The following is a 19,786-nucleotide window of genomic DNA, read 5'->3' on the forward strand; positions in this document are numbered from 1 at the left end:
GTTGCTTAGAGGGACGGAACCACATTGATCTGAGGCCCGCGTCTGTCCACGGCTTCCAGCACGGTCTTTTGCTCTTGCCAGAGATCGATGGCCTGATAGCGTGCCAACCGGACCGACGCCTGTATCAGATTGGCGTTCGCTTGCGCAATGCGAGTGATGAAGACGGCCTCTTCCCGCGCAGCCGAAATGGCTTCCATCGAGGCCTTGGTGGCCGCCCCTTCCTGAATACCGGCTGCGACACAGGCCGGGATATAAAGCAACGCGCACAGCGCGGCATCCTTCGCTGCCGCTGCGGTGATTCCCTCGACGACCTTTTCTCGCTGCTCGAACTGCTTCTTGAAGACGCGCAGTCCGGCGTGCTCCCAGGTGGCGAGCGAGTTGATCTGCGGCCACAGCGTCAGCTCCGTGAAGTGCGCCACGGCCGATTCGCGCACTGCGGGCATCTCGTCGTTCCAGGCATGCGCCATGGTCAACACGTTCAGGGCATTGATCTGGGTGGCGCAGGATTCGCTGCGCGCAAGACCACGCACCTTGCGCATCTGTACGCGCTCGGTGTAGGTCGGGGTCCGTTCTTGGCCCGGGCTTTCGAGGTGGGCGTCGGCGTCGGTGTTGGCACCGGTGAAGCCCGCGGCGCCCGGCGCGGCCAGCCCATAGACGTCCATCCCGGCGCTGATCTCGTCCGCGGGCAATCCTCCATCGATGCCCCCGAGCCCGCTCTGCAGGGCCGCCAGCTCACGACACAGGTCATGGCCGTTGGAGATATGCGCGAAGTTCGTGGGGTCTGCAGGAAACACATCCGCCACTTTCATGAGGCGCGGTGTGGCCAGGTAGCGCAGCCCGATCACGTCGCCCGACAGCGGGCTGGAAGCGTATGCCCCGGCCACATCGGCGGGAAAGAAGCCCTTCTGCCGGCCACTCGCGCAGTCCTCGGCGCCGCCTCGATGGGCCGCCGGACAGGGCAGCCTCGCGTGGGTAGACGCGAAGGCCTCCACGATGGCATCGGCCTGCGCCAGCAACTGGTCCTGGCCAAGGCGCGAGGAGGATTGCGTCAGTGTGGAGGCGGCGTAGTACGCGGCAAACCCGGCAAAGCTCAGCAGGGTGGCCAAGGCAGCAACCGCCACCAGGGCGATGCCCTTTTCCCGGGTTCGAACCCGCATCGGACGCTTGGAATGGGGCATGGTCATGATGTCAGGGGCACCGAAGAAACCGCCTCAGCGGCGGATCGTCATCGCCTGTCCGATGAGGTCGTAGACCGGCAACACGAGGGCTGCGACGAACAGGATCAGCAGTGCGCCGGCGACGAGCACGATGACGGGCTTGATGATCTCGGCCAACGAGGCCACCACGCGTTCGAGCCTTCGGCGGAAGTCGGCGGCCAGGTGCTGCAGTTGCCGGTCGAGGGTGCCCGACTCTTCGCCCACGCCGATGACGCGTACCACCAGGGCTGGAAAGCCGCCCACTCGGCGCATCGCACTCGACAGGCGTTCGCCGCGCTCGACGTACTGGCGCACGAGCACGAGCCGCTCGCGGTAGTACAGGTCGTGCGTGGAGCGCTCGAGCACGCTCAGGCTGTGGACCACGTCGATGCCGGCGCGCAGCATCAGGGCCAGGTATTCGGAGATGAAGGCCAGGCCGCTTGCCGTGCTCAACGTGCGTGCCACGGGCAGGGCGTGGAAGGCCCGAAACGCCCATGTGCGAAAGGATGCGCTGGCGCTCCAGCCCACCACCCCGACGACGAGGAGTGCCACCGCGGCGCCGAGCACCCAGCCGATGTTGCGGCCCAGCCATCCGGAGGCGTCGATCACGGCCACGGTCAGCGGCGGCAGCTTGGCGTGGAACTGCTTGAACAGCAGCGCCAGATTCGGAATGACGTAATACAGCCAGAAGGCCGCGGCCGCGAAGATCGCCGCAAAGACGAAGGCCGGGTAGATCAGCGCCTGTCGCGAGCCTTGCTTGAGTTGCACCAGGCGGTCGAGGTGGTCGGCAGCTTCCTGCAGCATGCGGTCCATGGCGCCGGTTTCGTCGCCGATCCGCGCCAGATTGCGCACGGGTTCGCTGAAGATGGCGGGCTGCCGGTCGAAGGCCTGGCTGAGCGTCGCGCCGGCGCGCAGGTCGCTCAGGATCCGGTCGGCCACCTTGATGAAAGTCTTGTTGCCTGCGCCGGCGTCCTCCGCCAGCACCGTCACCGCATCCACAATGGGCACACCGGCCCCGCTCATCACCGCCAGGTCGCGCAGCATGGCCGCCACTTCCTTTTCCGGCAGCGTGAGCGCGAACAGGCCCATGATGGACTGCCCGCACGAGACCGCCCAGGCGGGCACGGGCGTCAACAGCAGGATCAGGCCGTTGAACTCGGCCTCCAGGCGGTCGCGCGCCAGCACGTGGTCGTTTTCCGCGAACTGCCGTGCGCCGGAGCGCACGACACCCTGACCATCGACCAGACGATAGAAATACCAGCTCATGGGCCGATCCCCATGGCCCGCTCCACTTCCTCGCAGGTGGTGACGCCTTCGGCGATGCGTCGCTTCGCACTGGTGTCGATGGTCTGGAAGCCGCCGGCTTGGGCGGCCGCGCGTAGAGCCGACCGCGGGGCATCGGTGGCAATGAGGTCGGCCAGCGGTTGCGACACGGTGAGCATTTCGTACACCGGCACACGGCCGAAGAAGCCGGTACCGCGGCACAGCGGGCAACCCGGCCCGTGCATGCCGGCCGATCCATGCGGCAGGCCCAGCCACTCGCTCTGGTGCGCGGTAAAGGGCAAGGGCACGCTGCACGCGGGGCAGTTGCGCCGCACCAGCCGCTGGTTGACAACCATCAGCAGGTTCTCCGCCAGCACCTGCGGTCGGGCGCCCAGCAGATTGAGCCGCGACAGCACGCCAATGGCCGTCGTCACATGCAGTGTGGACAGCACGAGATGCCCTGTGGTGGCCGCATCGAGCGCAGCCGCGACCGTCTCGGCATCGCGCATCTCGCCGACCAGCATCACGTCGGGGTCGTGCCTCAGAAAGTGGCGCAGCGCCACATGGAAGTCATAGCCGGCCTTGCGGTTCACCTCCGTCTGTCCCGCGACCGGCACGCGGTACTCGATGGGGTCTTCAACGGTGAGCACGTTGCGCTCGATCAGCCGCTGCATGCGCAGGCCCGCATGCAGGGTGCTGCTCTTGCCCGAACCGGTTGGGCCGGTAATGACGACCAGTCCGGAAGGTGCCTGCATGGCGGCGCCGATGCGTTGTGCGTCTTCTTCGTAGAAACCCAGTTCGACCAGCCCCTTGAGGTCATGGCTCTCGGGAAGAAGCCGCATGACAAGCCGCTCGCCGAGGTCGGTCACGATGGTCGACAGGCGGATCGAGTAGGGAACGTCGGCGATCCGCGCGCGAAAGCTGCCGTCCTGCGGGCGCCGCTTTTCCGAGATGTCCATCTCGGCCAGCAGCTTGACGTAGCTGACCATGCGCATCAGCCCGGTGGGCAGCGCATAGGCGGGATGCAACACGCCGTCGACGCGGAAGAGTACATGGGCGCTGGCCGGCCCCGGAACCACATGGATGTCGGTCGCGCGCTCCTGCACCGCCAGATGCAGCAGGTGGTCGAGGAAGGTGGCGGGGCTGCGCGTGCCTTCCTGGTCGAGGGCGAGCTGACGGATCTCCTGGTCCACCAGATGCGCGACGGGATGTTGGGCAAAGACGAAGCAGTCGCGGATCAGCGCGCGCACGCGCGAGAACTCGCCGACGACGAAGCGGCAGCGCAGGCCGCATCTGCGCAGCACCAGTTGGGCCACGTCGGCTGGCCAGGTGTCGCCGAGGAGCAGGACCAGCCCGGGGCCTTCGCGACGCAGGGGCAGGAATTGCGCGGCCATGCACATGTCTTGGCTGAAGAGGGCCAGCACGGCGGCATCGGGAGGGCCGATCTGCTCCGTGCGCACGAAGTCGCAGCCGAGCAACGCGGCCAGGGCCTCGCAAACGTCGCGCTCGCGGGCCAGGCCGTTATCGATCAGGACGTGCCAAAGCGGCTTGGCCTCGACACGCTGTTTCTGGCGCGCGTACTCCATTTGTACGGACGACAGGGCGCCGCGCTCCTGCAGCAGCGTCGACATGCGCGCGCTCAGCTGCTCCAGCAGCTCCGCGGAGCGGGGGGCGGCCGTCACGGCATTCATGGCTGAGGCTGTGCCGGCGGACGGTGCTGGATCTGACGCAGCAGCGCATCCACCGTGGCCGATGAGGGATGCAGCAGCTTCATCCTGCGCAGCCGCTCGGCGGCTGCGGCCCGCTGTCCCTGGCGGGCATCGATCAGCGCCAGGTTGAGCTGCGACTGCAGATCGTCCGGCAGTCGCATCGATATCTTCTGTTGGAGGCCGCGGGCGGCATCCCAGTGTCCATGGGCCTGTTCGAGCCAGGCACGGCGGCGCAGTAGGGCCAGGTTGTCCTCGGGCACCAGTTCCTTCAGGGCGTTGATGGCCTGCCCGGCCAGGTCGAGGTCTTCCGCGCGCTGGGCGGTGTCGAAGAGGTCCAGCGCCTGACTGACCTGGGTCTCGCGCGGGATGCGGCGAGGGTCCCGGGTGGGGGACTGTGCGGCCGTCGTGCGCGTGCGGGCATCGCGTGCGCCATCGGCGCGCGGCGCGCCGGTCGGCGTCGAGGGCCTCGCGATGATGGCCGGCGCTGCGGCGGCGGCCTTCACGCCGATGGGCGCCGGCTGCGCATCGTCGGGCGCCTCCGCCAAGACGGGACCTGTGCACAGGCCAGCCATCAGAACCAGGTAGGCGGTCGCATTAAGGCTGCGCAGCCAGGGCCGGCGGGTCGTGAGCGAGTGGTTCTTCATAGCAGCGTCGCCTTCAGCACCAGCACGAGCTCTCGGCTGGTCTGGCCGTTGTTGGTCTGATCGAAGAGCGCTCCGACGGCGGGTGTGTCGCTCAAGCCGGGAACGCCGTTCGCGTTGACGTCGGTGGCCTGGTCGGCCAGGCCACCGAGCACGACCACATCGCCGCTGTTGACGGCCAGCGTGGTGGCAGCGCTCTTCGAGTCGACCACGGGGAGGGTCACCGAATTGCCCTGCCCCAGATTGACAAGCGCAAGCGTGTTGGGCCGCACGATCGACTGCAGCGGATGCACGAACAACTCGATCGATCCGTCCTCGCGGATGGCGGGCGTCAGGCCCACCATCAGGCCGGAGAAGAGCGAGCTGGTCTCGGTGCTGTAGGCGGTGACGGCCTGGTTTCCGGTGGCGGTGGTATTGGCCGTGACCTTGGAGACGTAGCGGTAGTTGGTCCCGGCGCTCACGAAGGCCGGCTCGCCGCTGCGCGCCCGCAGTGTGGGGTTGGAGATCAGCTTGACCGTCCCGTAGGTGCGCAGCGCATTGGCCACGGCGGACACGCCCCCCGAACTGAAGGCCAGCCCGCCGCCTCCGCTTCCTCCGCCTGGAGCCTGCCCGAGCAATTGCTCGGGAATGCGCAGTGCGCGGGTCACCCCCGTGCTGCCGTTGGGAAAGGTGGTCCGGGCAGCTTCCAGCGCCAGTTGCTGGGCCCCGGAGGTCAGGGCCAGCTTGCTGGACAGGCTGGTCCAGTCGATGCCGAGCCGATAGCGCTGGCTGAGCGAGACATCGATGATCTGCATGTCGATCTGTACCTGCCGACGCCGCACGGCATTGACCTGCGCGAGGAATTCCGACACTTGTCGTACGCGCGATGGACGAGCCCGCACGAACAACGTCTGGCTGCGGCGGTCGAGGGTGACGACCGGCTTGACGGAACCTTCCTCGGAGTTCTTGCCATCTGCAGGGTCCAGCGCGATGGCCTCGATCGATGCGAGCAGCGTGTCGAAGGCATCCTCCTTCATGCCGACATCGCCGCTCACGCGGATGGTGCCGCGCAGCGCGCGCTGCGCGTCGCGCTCGCCGCCGTCCGCACCCAGCACGTCTCCGCCGGAGAGGATGTTGAGCGCCACCTTGCTGCCCAGCAGGTCGACTGGAAACAGGCGCTGCTCGACGGCCGAGAAGCGGATCGTGTTGCCCTGGCGTGTGTCGTGCAGGTCGAACAGGCGTGCCACCGCGTCCATGGCCTCCGAGGCCGAGACCTTGTTGAGGTACAGGCTGGCCCGTTGCGGCGAGGCCAGCACTTGCGGGTCGATCACCAGGTTGAAGCCCAGATCCTTGGCAATGGCCCAGAGGAACTGCTCGGCCCGCGCCTCGTACATGTCGATGCTGACGACCCTCTCCTCCAGCGGTTCGCGCGTCACAGGCAGGAAGGCGGGCAACTGGGCTGCCGGCTGGGCGGATTCCTGGAACTGGGCCCGCATTGCCTCGGTCCCAGCGGCCACCTGCTGCGACTCGGTCAGCACCTGCTGTGCGGCGTTGGCCATCATGGCGGGATCGTTGCCGGGTGCGGTTTCCTGTCCCAGGAAAGCCGACTTGCCCGAGACGCAGCCCGACAGTACCAGGCACAGCAGGTCGGCGGCCAGGAAGCCGGTGAGGGAGAGCGCGCGTGAAGGGGTCATGTTCTGTCGGAGAAGACGGCCAGCAGGCCTGCTGCGGTTTCGCTGGACATGGGGGCCGAGAGCGGGAAGCAGGGCCGCTCCGTGGGGAGATCGCGGCCCTCGGGCTGCACGGGCACGCGCAACGCAAAGGCCGCATTGGCCTGTGCTGCGGCGCAGCCCGCTGGCGTGGGCGCGATATGCGGTTGCTCGCCGCCGAAGGGCTGCGCCGCGGCGATCTTGAGTGCACGCACGAAGGCCTGGTCGGGCCCGGCCGTGCCCGTCTGGTCGGGCCGGACGAGATCGACGGCGGAGGACCGGAAGACTGCATAGCGCGGACGCGTCTCCAGCATGGCCGGGTCCGAGCGGTCGGCCATTTCGAGGGCAACGATCGGCAGCCACCCCTGCCGCGTGCCGGACGCGCAGGTTCCTTCGAGCCCATTGCCGATGAGATCGGGACAGGGCAGTCGCCGGTTGGCCCGGGCGAAGGCGATCACAGCCTCTCGCGCAGCGCTGGCCTGCGACTGCGCGGCCACCGATTGGCCGGAGGTGTTCATCAGATGCAGCCAGCGCAGGCCAGAGACGGCGATCAGGGCGGCGATGACGAGCACCAGGGCCAGTTCGACGACCGTGAAGCCCTGCGCAAGGCCGCGCGTACCTGCCTCGCGATCCGAGACGTGTCGGGCATTCCCCCGCTCCCCCGCCGTGCGACGCACGGGTTGCCGCGTCACGGACGGCTCCTCGTCTCGGACGGCGCCTGTCGCGGTGTGGCGGTGCCGACGCTCAGGCGCGTCGCGAGCGTCTGCAGTTCGCGGGTCTTCGCTGCCAACTGCGAGCGCTCGGCTTCGGACAGCGCGGAGCCCTTCTTGCGCAGGGGCTCCATCTCCTGCGTGAGCCGCTGCATCTGTGCGACGACAACGAGGTTGTCGCGCAGCCGACCGATGTCCACGCCGCCGATGGTCTTCATGCCGGACGTCCGCTCCAGATCGGCCAGCGCCTGCTCCAGCTTGAGCGGGTCCGTGTCGTTGGCGTCGCGCATGCGCTGCAGCCGCGCATTGATCTGCTCAAGGGCATTGACGCGATCCGTGGCAGGACCAGACGCGGTCGGGGCGGCGGTATCGCGGCCCTCGGCGGGCATTGCGGAGCTTTCCTGCTTCGGCGTGGTATCGATGGCGCGGGGGCCGACGGATACCGGTTCGGACGCCTTCTGTGGCGTGGGCACAGAAGGCGCTGGTGCGGGACTGCTCGCCGGCGGGGCCTCCGCCTGTGGCCCCGAGGGTGCCAGCAGGTAGCCGCCGGCTGCCCCCAGCAGCAAGAGCCCCGCTGCCGCCACGAGCCAACGTGTCGCCCTCATTTCGGCTTCCTTTCCTTGCCATCGATGGCATAGGTGTTGAGGACCGGCAGCCGGGTGACCTCGCCCGAGGGTCCCGTCAGGGCAATCGCACCCCGATGGATGGCCGTCACGGTACTGCCGTCCTCCAGGACCTGACCTGGGCGCACCACCTTGTCGTCGATGACCGCGACGCCACCTGCCCTACCCTCCCGCACCAGCACGAGGTTCAAGCGGGGCGCTGCCGTCGGCTGAGCGGCTTCGCCTGCGCCGACCGTTGTGCGAGTCGGGCTCGCGTTCGAACGCGCGGCACGGATCGGCAGGGCTGCGGCGGCCAGGGGCTGAAGGCCCTCCAGTTTTGCGACTTCCGCGAGGGCGGCGTTCGACATGCCCGGGGTGGGCGCTGCAACCATCCCCTTTGCGGGCACCGCCGCGGGCGCTGGGCCGGGACGGCCCGCCGAAGCGGGACCGAGCCCTGCACCGACAGACAGCGCCCCCAGTGCAGCGACCTCCACGCCCAGCACGGCGATCAGCAGCAAGGGTGCCCAGCGGCGCTGGAACATCACGACCGCACCCCCGGCGCACGGTTGGATTCACCCGTGGGTTGGAGTTCGTAGGTGAAATCGATGCGCTTTTGGCGCTGCGCGGCACGCGTGGCGCCGTCGCCCGGCACGGCCTTGAAGCCCTGCTGCGCCAGGTCCGCCAGAAACTGCGCCAGCACCTCATGGTCGGGCCGGCCCGAGGCGGGGTCGAGGTTGGCATCGACATAGACCCGCAGGCGTGCCGGCCTCGCGCTGGTCGCTGCGGTGACGCCACGTGCCGGCCCCGGTGTCGCCGTGTTCTCCTGTGCTTTCTCCGGTGCCACCGTGTAGACCCGGTTCACCCGCACGCCTTTGTCCGAGGCAAGGCGCAGTGCCTGCAGCATCTGGACGATGTCCACATTCGCGCGGGCGTCTGCCAGCTTGCCGACCCAGGCAGCCGTGGCCGCATAGGTGGTTTCCAATGAGTCGTCGGCCCGGTGCCTGGCGATGGCTTCTTCGATGACGATGGCCTGGGCCAGCCTGGCCTGGTTGGCCACCTCGCCCCGGTGGGCAAGCAGGCCGAGCGCCGCCGACGCGGTGAGCGTCAGCGAGGCCAGCACCCAGGCAGCGCGCGTGGCAGCGGGCAGTGCCTGATCGGCCCGCAGGGCCCAACGCTGTGCCGCGGGATTGGCCGCCAGGCCTACATGAAAGTGCAGGCCGAGCTGCGGGATGCTCGACACGAAGCTGAGGTCACCACGGTGCGCTCGACTCACGGGCGCATGCACGAGCGGCACCTTCAGCCGATCCGCGACAAGGGTGGCAAGGGGGCCATCGGCATCGGCCTGATCCGATAACCGGTCGGCGGGGGCCAGGCGCGTGTACCAGGTGAGCGAATGCAGTGCTGTGCCGCGCGTCGGATCCTGGGCGCTCAGCTCGGCCAGCGCTCCATCGGCCAGCAGTTCGAGAGTCGCGCGGAGTTCGGCGGGATCGTCGCTGAAGGCCTGCACGCCCAGATGGACGGGCCGGCCTTCCACATTCGCCAGGAATGTGAAACGGCTGCCACTGCGAAAAACCAGGGCCTCGCCCGCTGGCAGGCTGCGCCAAAGCAGGGCGGCGACTGGTACCAAGGCGACGTTGAAGCGCTGCGCCTGGGTCCAGGCAAGCAGTTCGCGCCAGCGCCGGCCCGGCATGGCTGTGCTCAGCACGTCATAGTGACGGTCTTCGCGGCGGACGGTGTGACAGAACACCTCGGGCGGTTCATCCATCAATCCCGTGCTGCGGATCTGGCGGGCCAGCAGGCCCGCCGCATGCCTCGGATCGCCGGTCAGCCGCGTGAACTGGACCACTGCGTCGTCCAAGTCGACGATCAGCAACGTGTCCGCGCCAATGTCGACGCTGGCGTCCTCCACGTGCAGCACGCCGCCCTCCATCCACTCCCGAGCGGAGTGGATCAGGCTGGCCACGTTCCACAACGGCTTCACGGCGCCACCCGGAAGTAGGCTCGGCCCCGCAGCGCCATGACCAGTTCCTGCGGCGCGGCGATGCCCTCGCCGAAGATCGACGCTGCGGCTTCGCTGGCCATCAGGTCGAAGTCTTCCAGGGCAAAGACATGGCCATCGAAGGTCTGGGCCTGTGCCAGCAGGCGGGCGGCTTCGGCCGGGCCGACGCGGATGGGCCCCGTGTCCACCGATCTTTCGGACCATTGCCCGGGCGCAAGCCGATTTGCCTCCACCTGCTGCAGGAATTCGGACGAAGCCCGAGCTCGTTCCCTCTGCGCCGCGACTTGCTGCTCTGCGACTTTTGCAGATTCGAGCCGGCGGGTCGTCGTTAGATCGGAGGCGGACGCGTTTTTCCAGAAGGAAATAGAAGTCCAGAGCGCAAGGCATGAGAAAAAAAGCAAAAGACAGGCGGCAATACCGCCGAGCAGCGGATTCCTGCCCCGAACCGCTGCCGAAAACAATTGCCCCGACTTGTTATTCATCGCGAAAGCCAGTTGAAACCGAGTCAATCGCTTATTGATTCATTCTGTAATGGGCAACGACCGTGGCCACCTGATCTTCAAAGGTGTTGGCATTGGCCTGCTGTGCATAGCGCTGCGTGTTGTTGACGGTCCAATCGAGCGAGCCGCGATTTGCGCCGACTGCGCCTGCCGCCATCACACCGTTGGCAATTCCCTCCTGACGGAAGGTTCCGCTGTTGGCGTCGACTGCGCCCTTCAGTCCTGCGGACAGCGCCCGTGCCAGGTCGGGCGTGAGGCCGGAAATCACCATGACATTGCCGGAACCGGACGGTGTCCCAGGTCGGTTCCACTGGAAGCAGATCTGGATTTCCTGCGGATTGCCGTTGGAGTCCTGGTAGACGTAGCGATCCTCAAGTCCCGGGCCGCGTCCGGGCGGCAGTTCAACGCCTGCCTGTCTCATCAGCGTGATCAGCGACAGATCGGCCTGCATGGTCCGCGCCATGCCGGGGCCTGCGGCTGCGTTGCAGACCGCGGGCGGCGCGGTCACGGTGGTCATGTCCTGCCCCGAGAGGCTGGTACCGTTGCCGCCGAAGTTGCGCCCGTTGACCATTTCACGCGGGTGATCCAGTGAATCGCCGACGGCAACGCCCATCCGCTGTCGGTAGGCGTTATAGGCTTCTGCCCACTGATTGACGAAAGTCTGCCGAATGCGCGTGTACTCGGCATTGCGCTGGACGTCGCGCCCGATCATGACCGCCGAAAGAATCAGGCCGATGACGACCAGCACCACGGCCATTTCCACCAAGGTGAAGCCGGACTGGCGAGCCCTGCCCGCCGCAATACGCGCAAATGAACGATTCATGGAACCCCCTGAAGTTGCGGGCGCAATACGAATTGCACCAATGGAAAGTGGCAATGAGATGCCACTTCACTTGGGGGCGGAGCTTAGGGGGCCTGTCATCCATTTGGTATGACAGAAACCCTTCTTCTTACATGAACCGTGAAATACTTGTCAGTTCTGCACCAATAGTGGGCGTTGCACGTTTTTTGAGTCGTCAATCATCAATCGATTTAAACGTTTATTTCGACTCGTCGAGTTATTTACAGGTTTTTCTACGAGGGAATTCCCCTGTCAATCAATTCGACCCTGAACATAAGCCCTGAGATGTGGTAGGTCGCGAGAGCAACGAATTGGCCTCGCCGTTCATCAGGCGCGGCGGCTGCGCTCCGGAACACTGCCGCGGGCGCACTCGCGGGGCGCGTTCTTGCGGACCGCAGCAGGCCGCGCTGGTGGGCCGGCTATTCGAACTTGATCCCGCTGGACCGCAGCGTCTCGCCGAAGGCGTCGTACTGCACCCGGAAGAAGCGGGCGAACTGCTCCGGCGACATGCCGTGCCCATCGAAGGCCTGTTCCGCCAGTTGGGCCCGCACGCCCGGCTGGGCCAGCGTGCGCTGGAGCGCCTCGGACAGGCGCTGCGTGAGCGCGGGCGGCAACCCCGGCGGGCCGAAGAAGCCGGCCCAGGGCGTGATGGTGAGCTTGCCCAGGCCCAGTTCGGTGGCGGTGGGCACCTGGGGCAGCAGCTCGCTGCGCTTGGGCAGCAGGGTGACCAGCGCGCGGATGCGGCCGTCCTTGACGAAGCCGGGCGCCAGCGTGCCGGTGGTGAACATCATCTGCACCTGGCCGCCCAGCAGGTCGGTCATGGCCTGCGAGTCGCCCTTGTAGCGGGCGTTGACCACCGGCCGCTTGCCCAGCAGCTGCAGCATGGCCAGCTCCGAGGCGCTGTTGCTGGAGGCCGAGTTGTAGGGCGCGCCCTTGCCGCTGTCGATCCAGGCCAGCAGCTCGTCCACGCTGCGCACCGGCAGGCTCGCGGGCACCACCAGGAACATCGAGAACTGCCCGGCCGAGCTGATGGGCGTGAAGGCCTTGAAGGGGTCGTAGGGCGGCTTGGGCCGCACCGTGGGCGCGGCCACCATCGCCGTGTTGGTGCCCATGAGCAGCGTGTAGCCGTCCGGCGCCGCGGCCGAGACGGCCTGTGCGGCGATCACGCCATCGGCACCGGGGCGGTTGTCCACCACCACCTGCTGGCCCAGTTCGCGGCCCAGACCCTCCGCGATCACGCGGGTGAGCGAATCGGCCCCGCCGCCCGGCGAGAAGCCGACCAGCAGCCGCAGCGGGCGGTTGGGATAGCCGTCGGTGGCGGCATGGGTGGTGGCCATGCCCAGGGCGAGCGTGGCCAGCGCGCTGCCTGCGCCCAGCAAGGTTCTGCGTCGCATCGTCGATTCCTTTCGTCGTCAGGAAGGCGCGCACAGGCGCCCCGGCTGCCTTCGACCGGCAGCCTGAAACAGGGATACAGAGAAGAAGAAAGGGCGCCGGGCCTCAGCCGCCGGGTTCGACGGGCGCCTCGCTGCGCACCATCACCGCGCCCTTCGGCAGCGGGCCCACCATGCGGCGGTACTGTTGCAGCCAGCCGCGGTCGTGCTGCAGCGGCGGTGCCTGCCAGGTGTCGCGCCGCTGCTGGAGTTCGGCGTCGCTCAAGTCCACGGCCAGCAGCCGCTCGTCCAGGTCGATGGTGACGAGGTCGCCGTCGCGCACCAGGCCCAGGGGCCCGCCGAGCGCGGCCTCGGGCGCCACCTCGGCCACGACCAGGCCCTTGCACACCAGGCCCGAAAGATGCCCGTCGGTCAGCAGCGCCACCTGGTCGCCCAGGCCCGCGCCGTCGATGGCGAAGACCACGCGCGAGGCGCCCCCGCCCATGGCCGGGCCGCCGCGCACGCCAGCGCCCCGCATCACCACGACCTGGCCCGGCTGGATCCGCCCATCGCGCAGCGCGGCGATGGCCTCGTCACTGCTCCAGAAGCAAAGCGCGGGGCCGGTGAAGCGCCGCACCTTGCGCTCGCCGATGCCCGCCTTGATGAGGCCCGACTCCGGCGCCAGGTTGCCGCGCAGCAGCACGATGGCGGGATGGGCGCTGACCGGCCGGTCGATGGGGCGGATCACCTTGGCGTCGGCCACCTCGGCATGGCGCAGGTTGTCGGCCACCGTGGCGCCGGTGACGGTGGGTGCGCCCAGGTCCAGCAGCGGCGCCAGCTGCTTCATCAGCGCCCGGCATCCGCCGGCGGCCTCGAAGGCTTCGATGGTCTGGTCGCCCACTGGCCGCACGCCGGCCAGCACCGGCGTCTTCGGTCCCAGCTGGTCGAACAGGCCATAGACGTCCACGCCGCAGTCGCCCTCGGTGGCCACCGCCTGCAGATGCTTGGCGCAGTTGAGCGAGCCACCGACCGCCAGCACGGCGCGCACCGCGTTGGCGAAGGCGCCGGGCACCAGGATGTCGCGGGGCTTGAGGTCGTCCCACACCATGTGCACGATGCGGGTGCCGGCGGCGCGCACGTCCGCCATCATCTTGTCGCCCAGCGCCGCCACCGGGGCGCTGCCGGGCAGGGCCATGCCCAGCGCCTCGCAGACGATGTGCATGGAGTTGGCCGTGCCCATGCCCGAGCACACGCCAGGCCCGCGGATGGCCTCGCGGCTCATGCCCACCAGGTCGTCGACGGGCAGGTTGCCGGTCACGGCGTGCATGGCGCCGATGAACACGTCCTCGATGTCGACGTGCTTGCCTTGCCACTCGCCGCTCGGCTGGTAGCCGCAGGGCACCATCAGCGTCGGGATGTTCAGCCGCGCGGCGGCCATCAGCTGGCCGGGGACCGTCTTGTCGCAGGAGGTGAGGCAGACCATGCCGTCGAGCTGGGCGCCTTCGACGGCCACCTCGATGTCGTTGGTCACCAGGTCGCGCGCCGCCAGCATGTAGGCGCCGCGGGCACCGGCGCCGGTGATGAAGTCGCTGGGCGCCGCAGTGCGGATCTCGAAGGGCACGCCACCGGCCGCGCGGATCGCGTCCTTCAGCACCTCGGCCACGCGGTCCAGGTGGCTGAAGCAGGCCGCCAGCTCGGAGGAGCTGTTGACCACCGCGATCTTGGGCTTCTCGCAGTCGGCCTCGGGAATGCCCAGGGCGCGCCAGTGCGCATTGCGCACCGACCAGAGGTAGGAGCCGCGCGGGAAGTTGCTGCGCAGCGTGCGTCGTCGTTCGGTCATGCCGGGTTGTCTCCATCGTGGGCGGCGCGGGGCCGCTTGAACACTTCCACCGTGCCGCGGTCGGCATCGACGCGGACGCGGTCGCCCGTCTCGATGCAGGCCAGCGGATCGCGGTCGAAGTCGGTGAGTGCGGGCGCGTGGGTGACCACCGCGCCGAGGGCCATCTTGGTGGTCATCTCGTTGAACAGGAAGGCGGCGGGTGCCGCCTTGAGCAGCCGCGCCGTGTGGAACATGGCCGACCAGCCCGAGGAGCCCTTGGCGCCCGGGAACACCAGCACCTTGCCCGCGAAGCTCTGGCCGCGCAGCGCATGGCCGATCTCGATGACGGTGCCGGTGCGCGGATCGATGCCGCCCCAGCCGGAGATGCGCTCGTGCGTGACCAGCGCCTCGGCCTCGACCACGCCACCGACCACCTTGCGGCCGTGCAGCACGAAGTCGGGCGCCGGGTCCGCCTTAGCGCCGTGGGCCGGAGCGTCGGACAGATCAGGACGGGCGCTCATTGCAGACCGCCTTGCCAGCGGCCGGTGCAGGCGGCCTCGATGCACTCGGCTGTGCTGCCGAACCACGCCTGCACGCCCAGGATGGCCGGCAGGTAGTGCGCCTGCTTGGCCGAGTCCAGCGCCACGGCGCGGGTGCCCGGCGGCACGGCGCGGCTCATGGCCGAGCAGCTGTCGGTCATCAGCACGCCGCCCGCCTCTTCGATGATGCGGGTGTGGCCGCTGCGGTCGGCCAGCGCCTTGATGGCGCGCGGCGTGAAGATCCACAGCTGCACATCGGGATGCAGGCGCCGGCCTTCCAGCAGCTGCGCCGCTTCCCAGATCTGCTCGATGGTGTAGTGCGGGCAGCCCAGCATCACGTACTGGATCTCGGCCTCGCGCGCGGTGGTGTTGAGCCGCTCGTAGGCGGCGCGGCGCTCGGCCGGGCCGTAGCGCAGGACCTCGATGGGCTTCCTGCCGCCCAGGGCGTGGTCCAGCGTCGGCGCTTCGGGCGTGATGCCCACCAGGTGGAACATCTCCACGCCACCGGAAGAAGCCGCCGCCGCGCCGAAGTGCTTGAGCCGCGGCAGGTTGGGCGCACGGCCGAAGCCCTCGCGCCGGTGCACCACGGGCACGCCGCTTTGCACCTGCTCGCCGATGAAGTAGCCGAGCAGGCCCCAGTCCTGCACCGATTCGACCTCCACGTCCAGCTCGACGAGATGGGTGGCATGGCGGTTCTCGTCGCGGTGGTAGCCCCAGTCGGGGATGCGCGCGGTGAGCATGGCCGCGCCGCAGCTCTCGCGGCCTTCGGTGTTGGTGCGCGCGCCCAGCACCGAGTTGCAGTACACGACCGCCGACGATTCCATCCATGCGCAGTGCTCGCCGCGGGTGGGCACGTTGCCCACCTGGTAGGGCGTGCAGGTGTTCATGATCTGCGCGCCCAGGTCGGCGGCGTGGCGCTCGCTGCGCTCGTAGAACTGCAGGGTCTGGGTGTCGATGCCCATGCGCTCGGGCTGGCCGGGGTCGAAGCCCAGCTGCAGGTGGCTGGTGAAGACCTTGAACTTCGGGATCGGCACCACCTCCTGGCTGTCCAGGCTGAATTCGGAGAACACCGCGTCCATGCCGCCGCGGGTCTGCGCGAAATCGCGCTGGAAGGGCGTGGTGGAGGTGATGGTGGCGCAGACGTTGCGCGTCTCCACCAGGCGCTCGGCGCCCAACGCTTCGCCGTAGCGCACGAGCAGGTCCATGGCCTTCTGCACGGCCGGGCCGTCGCGGCCGTCGTACATGGCCTTCTCTTCGTCGCTCAGGTGCATGGGGCGGGTCCTTGTCTCTGTCTTTTTTTCTGGATGGGGTCGTGGAGTGCGCGGCGCGCCTCAGGGCGGCGGTGCGGCCGTGGCTTCCAGCGGCAGGCGCCCGCCGATCTCCCCGGCGATCTGTCGGGCCAGCTCGCGCAGGCGCGGGCCGACCTCTTCGCGCAGCCGCTCCTCGGTGAAGACGAAGGCGGCACCGCCCGCGTTGAGGGCCATCACCTCCTCGCCGGGGCCGATGAGCGGCACCGAGACGGAATTGATCTCGCGGTGGAACTCGCCCAGCGACAGCGTCCAGCCGGTGCGCGAGGCCTGCGCCAGGGCCCGCTGCAGCGGCTGGGCGATGGCGTCCCACTCCGGTCCGCGCAGCAGCCGCATGGAGTCGATGAGCTGCTCGCGCGCGGCGGGCGTCAGTGCCGCCAGGTAGGCACGGCCCAACGCCGAGTTGGGCAGCGGCGCACGCGAGCCCACGTCCAGGCGCGGCGAGAGCATGGACGAGCGCGGCCGGCAGGCCTCGATCAGCACCATCTCCATGCCGTCGCGCACGGCCAGGTACACCGAGGGCCCGCCCTCTTCCGCCAGCGCCTGCATGTGCGGCCGGGCCACGGCGCGCACGTCCAGGCTGCCGAGGAAGACGCGCGCCAGCGACACCACGCCCGGGCCCAGCATGAAGCGGTCGGCCACGGCAGCTGGCTTGAGCATGCCGTTGGCCAGCAGCGTGGCCACGAGCCGGTTGACGGTTGGCCGGGGAATGCCGGTCATGCGCGCCATCTCGGCATGGCCCAGCACGGGCCGGTCTTCGCTGAAGCAGCGCAGCAGCGACAGGCCGCGCTCCAGCGCACTGACGGTGTCACCGCGTTCGGCGCGCAGGTCGGAGGAATCGGGCACGGCGGCCTTGTCGGAGGGCGTCATGGGCAGGGATGCGGATGCGGCTGAGGAAGACCGGGCACTGTAGATCGTCATGCGCGCGCCACGCCGGTGTTCAGGCCGTGGTGGCGGTCTCGCCAGCCGGGGCCGCCGCACGGGCGGGCGCCCCAGGCCGCAGGTAGACGCCCTGCGCGATCAGGGCCGACTGCAGGGCGCCGATGTCCACGTCGCGCGGCGCGATGCCGCCGCGCGAGGCCAGCGCCGCCGCCACGCCCGCAGCCTGGCCGGTGATCCAGCACTGAGGGATCTCGCGCATGAAGCCGTGCGAGTTGCGGTCGCAGGAGATGTGGCGCCCGCAGGCCAGCAGCCCGTCCAGCGACTGCGGCACCAGCGCGCCATAGGGAATGGAGATGTTGGGGAACTTGGGCGACACCGCGGGCGAGACGCCGATCTCGTCCGCCAGCGGCACGCCGTCCGGCCACTGGCTGCGCAGCACCGCGCCCGTGCCCACCAGCCGGCGCGCATGGCGCACGCCGATCTGCGGCGCGCTCAGCATCAGGAAGGCGTTCTCGAAGCCGGGCGCATGGGCGCGGAAGAAGTCCAGGTGCGCGGCCATGGCGCGGTGCGAGCGCACCTCCACGGCGGTCAGGTCGTCCACGTCCAGCGCCGAGTAGCCGGTCTGCCGCGGGCCCATGAAGAGCGCGATGTCGTCGCGCCAGGAGACGAAGGGCCGCTCGAACAGGCCGATGGCCTCGCGCCCCTGCGCCATGAACTGCGAGAAGGCCTCGGGCTGGCCGGCCTTGAAGTCGATCCAGCGCTTCATGTCCACGCCGCCGAAAAGCCAGGAGGTGTTCATGCAGTGGTGCACGTCGGCCTCTTCGATGTCGTTGACGAAGGCGGCACCGGCGCGGGCAAAGAGGTCGCCGTCGCCGGTGGCGTCCACCACCACGTCGGCCATGATGGCCATGCGGCCTTCCTTGCTCTCGAAGACCACGCCGCGCACCTTGCCGTCCTGCACGATGGGCACGGCCGCCCAGGAGTGGTAGATGAGCTTGACCTGGCGTTCGAGCACGATCTCCTGGCTCAGCAGCTTGAGCCGCTCCGGGTCCACCGTTGGCGACCAGGTCACCACGCCGTGATAGGCCGCCGTGCGCTGCGACCAGTGGGCTGCCTTGGCCGGGTCCTGCGAGCCCCAGTCCTCGCGCGCCGGCCCGGCAACGGCATCGGCCGGCAGGCGGTCGAACAGCTCCTCGGCGAAGCCGCGGATCACCGGCTGGCCTTCCCAGTCGGTCATGCGGTCGATCCAGATCACCAGCCCACCGGTCGACAGGCCGCCCAGGTGGTTGTAGCGCTCCAGCAGGGCCACGTCGGCACCGGCCCGCGCTGCCGCTGCGGCCGCCGCGGTGCCCGACGGGCCGCCGCCCACCACCAGCACGCCGCAGCGGTGGTAGATGGGCACCCGGCGGCCGGGCTCGTCCCAGAAGCCATGGTCGGGCCGAACCACGCGGGCATCGCGGTCGAAGATGTCGGAAGTGAGGATGCGCTCGTCGGAGCGGACGATGGTTTTCATGGCGGCGTCGGTCAAAGTGGTTTCATTTTTTGGACATGAGGTCCATAAAGTCAATCAAATGACGCCGAATCTAGGGTTAACACGGTCATGAATTGCTGCTTACCGGAAAGATAGTCTGTGCAAAACGGAACTCGGAGACTTCATGCGACCTGGCCCCTTCCTTCCTCGTGCCGTGTGTCGGCGCACGCTGGCCCGCCTGCTGGCGCTCGCGGTCGCCGCGCCCGCCCTGGCCTGCCTGGCACCCGCCGCACTGGCCGCCGGCGCCGCCTTCCCGGTCGACGGCAAGCCCATCCGCATCGTTGTTGGCTTCACTGCCGGCGGTGGCACCGACGCGCAGGCGCGCATCGTGGCCAGGCACCTGGGCGAGGTGCTCGGCACGGCGGTGTTGGTGGACAACCGCCCCGGCGCCAGCACCATGCTGGCCGCCAGCGAGGTGGCGCGCGCCCTGCCCGACGGGCACACGCTGCTGTATGCGCCCTCCTCCACCATGGCGCAGAACCCCCACACCTTCGCCAAGGTGCCCTACGACCCGTTCAAGGACTTCACGCCCATCTCGCTGGGCGGGCGCGGTCCGCTGGTGCTGTCGATCAGCAGCGGCGTGCCGGCGGCCAACGTGGCCGAGCTGGTCGCCTATGTGAAGGCGCGGCCGGGCCAGACGAGCTACGCCTCCTTCGGCGCGGGTACCTCCTCGCACATCTACGGCGAGGCCTTCGTGCGCAAGGCGGGCATCGACTCGGTGCATGTGCCCTACAAGGGTGGATCCGATGCCGCCAAGGACCTGATGGCGGGACGCGTGCCCTTCATGTTCGACTCGGCCTCGTCGGCCGTCATCGCGGCCAGCAGCGGCAAGGTGCGCATCCTGGCGGTGGCGGCCGAGCAGCGCATCCCGGCCCTGCCGGATGTGCCCACGCTGTCGGAGCAGGGCTTCACCGGGCTGGACCTGCCGAGCTGGCTGGGCTTCTACGGCCCGGCGGGCATGGCGGCGCCCACCGTGCAGCGACTCAATGCCGCGTTGGCGCAGGTGCTGGCGCTGCCCGAGGTGCGCAAGTTCTACCGCGACGGCGGGTACGAGGCCGGCGCCAACAGCCCCGATGCCTTTGCGCAGCTGACCCGTCGCACCTACGAGCAATGGGGCGCGATGGTGCGCCAGGTCGGCCTGCAGGCGGCCCAGTGAGCCCGCGCATGCCCCTGTACGCCCGACGCGATC

The 19,786-nt window shown here is 68.9% G+C and carries 18 protein-coding genes; 1 reads left to right on the forward strand and 17 read right to left on the reverse strand.

Translation table 11 applies throughout. From position 1 onward, the window contains the following. Positions 1 to 5: 5 nt before the first annotated feature. From KBC94_RS20715 to KBC94_RS20795, 17 genes are all read right to left on the reverse strand, one after another. Positions 6 to 1,184, reverse strand: coding sequence for a hypothetical protein (locus KBC94_RS20715; RefSeq protein ID WP_294374484.1), 1,179 nt, complete (start codon positions 1,182 to 1,184; stop codon positions 6 to 8). Between the two features lie 27 nt (positions 1,185 to 1,211). Beyond that, entirely contained in the window at positions 1,212 to 2,462 is a 1,251-nt protein-coding gene (locus KBC94_RS20720) for a type II secretion system F family protein (RefSeq protein WP_294374488.1), read from the reverse strand. Further along, positions 2,459 to 4,150, reverse strand: coding sequence for a GspE/PulE family protein (locus KBC94_RS20725; protein ID WP_294374491.1), 1,692 nt, complete (start codon positions 4,148 to 4,150; stop codon positions 2,459 to 2,461). The genes KBC94_RS20720 and KBC94_RS20725 overlap by 4 nt, the downstream gene beginning before the upstream one ends. Then, the gene (locus KBC94_RS20730; RefSeq protein WP_294374494.1) at positions 4,147 to 4,812 is read right to left on the reverse strand and encodes a hypothetical protein; all 666 of its coding nucleotides are present in this window, start codon (positions 4,810 to 4,812) and stop codon (positions 4,147 to 4,149) included. The genes KBC94_RS20725 and KBC94_RS20730 overlap by 4 nt, the downstream gene beginning before the upstream one ends. Beyond that, positions 4,809 to 6,482: a pilus (MSHA type) biogenesis protein MshL gene (locus KBC94_RS20735; protein WP_294374496.1), complete on the reverse strand. Its 1,674-nt coding sequence runs from the start codon at positions 6,480 to 6,482 to the stop codon at positions 4,809 to 4,811. The genes KBC94_RS20730 and KBC94_RS20735 overlap by 4 nt, the downstream gene beginning before the upstream one ends. Next, the gene (locus tag KBC94_RS20740; protein WP_294374498.1) at positions 6,479 to 7,189 is read right to left on the reverse strand and encodes a hypothetical protein; all 711 of its coding nucleotides are present in this window, start codon (positions 7,187 to 7,189) and stop codon (positions 6,479 to 6,481) included. Before KBC94_RS20740 ends, KBC94_RS20735 begins: the two co-directional genes overlap by 4 nt. Next, positions 7,186 to 7,596: a hypothetical protein gene (locus tag KBC94_RS20745; RefSeq protein ID WP_294374501.1), complete on the reverse strand. Its 411-nt coding sequence runs from the start codon at positions 7,594 to 7,596 to the stop codon at positions 7,186 to 7,188. The genes KBC94_RS20740 and KBC94_RS20745 overlap by 4 nt, the downstream gene beginning before the upstream one ends. A 212-nt stretch (positions 7,597 to 7,808) precedes the next feature. Then, entirely contained in the window at positions 7,809 to 8,327 is a 519-nt protein-coding gene (locus KBC94_RS20750; protein ID WP_294374504.1) for a hypothetical protein, read from the reverse strand. A gap of 23 nt (positions 8,328 to 8,350) precedes the next feature. Next, on the reverse strand, positions 8,351 to 9,790 hold the full coding sequence (locus KBC94_RS20755) for a hypothetical protein (RefSeq protein WP_294374507.1): 1,440 nt from the start codon (positions 9,788 to 9,790) through the stop codon (positions 8,351 to 8,353). After that, positions 9,787 to 10,290, reverse strand: a complete 504-nt coding sequence (locus tag KBC94_RS20760) for a hypothetical protein (RefSeq protein WP_294374510.1) — start codon at positions 10,288 to 10,290, stop codon at positions 9,787 to 9,789. Before KBC94_RS20760 ends, KBC94_RS20755 begins: the two co-directional genes overlap by 4 nt. Positions 10,291 to 10,321: 31 nt before the next feature. After that, complete coding sequence (locus KBC94_RS20765) at positions 10,322 to 11,131, reverse strand: prepilin-type N-terminal cleavage/methylation domain-containing protein (protein ID WP_294374514.1); 810 nt, start codon at positions 11,129 to 11,131, stop codon at positions 10,322 to 10,324. A 437-nt stretch (positions 11,132 to 11,568) separates the two neighbouring features. After that, positions 11,569 to 12,543 (reverse strand): tripartite tricarboxylate transporter substrate binding protein, encoded by a 975-nt coding sequence (locus KBC94_RS20770; RefSeq protein ID WP_294374519.1) that lies wholly within the window; start codon positions 12,541 to 12,543, stop codon positions 11,569 to 11,571. Between the two features lie 103 nt (positions 12,544 to 12,646). Beyond that, positions 12,647 to 14,359: a dihydroxy-acid dehydratase gene (gene ilvD, locus KBC94_RS20775; RefSeq protein ID WP_294374522.1), complete on the reverse strand. Its 1,713-nt coding sequence runs from the start codon at positions 14,357 to 14,359 to the stop codon at positions 12,647 to 12,649. Beyond that, positions 14,356 to 14,859, reverse strand: a complete 504-nt coding sequence (locus KBC94_RS20780; RefSeq protein WP_294374525.1) for a DUF126 domain-containing protein — start codon at positions 14,857 to 14,859, stop codon at positions 14,356 to 14,358. The genes ilvD and KBC94_RS20780 overlap by 4 nt, the downstream gene beginning before the upstream one ends. Further along, positions 14,856 to 16,148 (reverse strand): aconitase X catalytic domain-containing protein, encoded by a 1,293-nt coding sequence (locus KBC94_RS20785; protein WP_294374529.1) that lies wholly within the window; start codon positions 16,146 to 16,148, stop codon positions 14,856 to 14,858. Before KBC94_RS20785 ends, KBC94_RS20780 begins: the two co-directional genes overlap by 4 nt. 60 nt (positions 16,149 to 16,208) lie before the next feature. Further along, the gene (locus KBC94_RS20790; protein ID WP_294374533.1) at positions 16,209 to 17,054 is read right to left on the reverse strand and encodes an IclR family transcriptional regulator; all 846 of its coding nucleotides are present in this window, start codon (positions 17,052 to 17,054) and stop codon (positions 16,209 to 16,211) included. A 70-nt stretch (positions 17,055 to 17,124) separates the two neighbouring features. Further along, positions 17,125 to 18,579 carry an FAD-dependent oxidoreductase gene (locus tag KBC94_RS20795; RefSeq protein ID WP_294374536.1) on the reverse strand — a complete coding sequence of 485 codons (1,455 nt, stop codon included), beginning with the start codon at positions 18,577 to 18,579 and terminating at the stop codon, positions 17,125 to 17,127. 142 nt (positions 18,580 to 18,721) lie between these two features. On the opposite strand from KBC94_RS20795, the gene KBC94_RS20800 reads away from it, so the two are divergent. Continuing rightward, positions 18,722 to 19,753, forward strand: a complete 1,032-nt coding sequence (locus KBC94_RS20800; protein WP_294374539.1) for a tripartite tricarboxylate transporter substrate binding protein — start codon at positions 18,722 to 18,724, stop codon at positions 19,751 to 19,753. The last annotated feature ends 33 nt before the right edge of the window (positions 19,754 to 19,786 follow it).

This window comes from Pseudacidovorax sp., assembly GCF_017991995.1.
Taxonomy (GTDB): domain Bacteria; phylum Pseudomonadota; class Gammaproteobacteria; order Burkholderiales; family Burkholderiaceae_C; genus Xenophilus.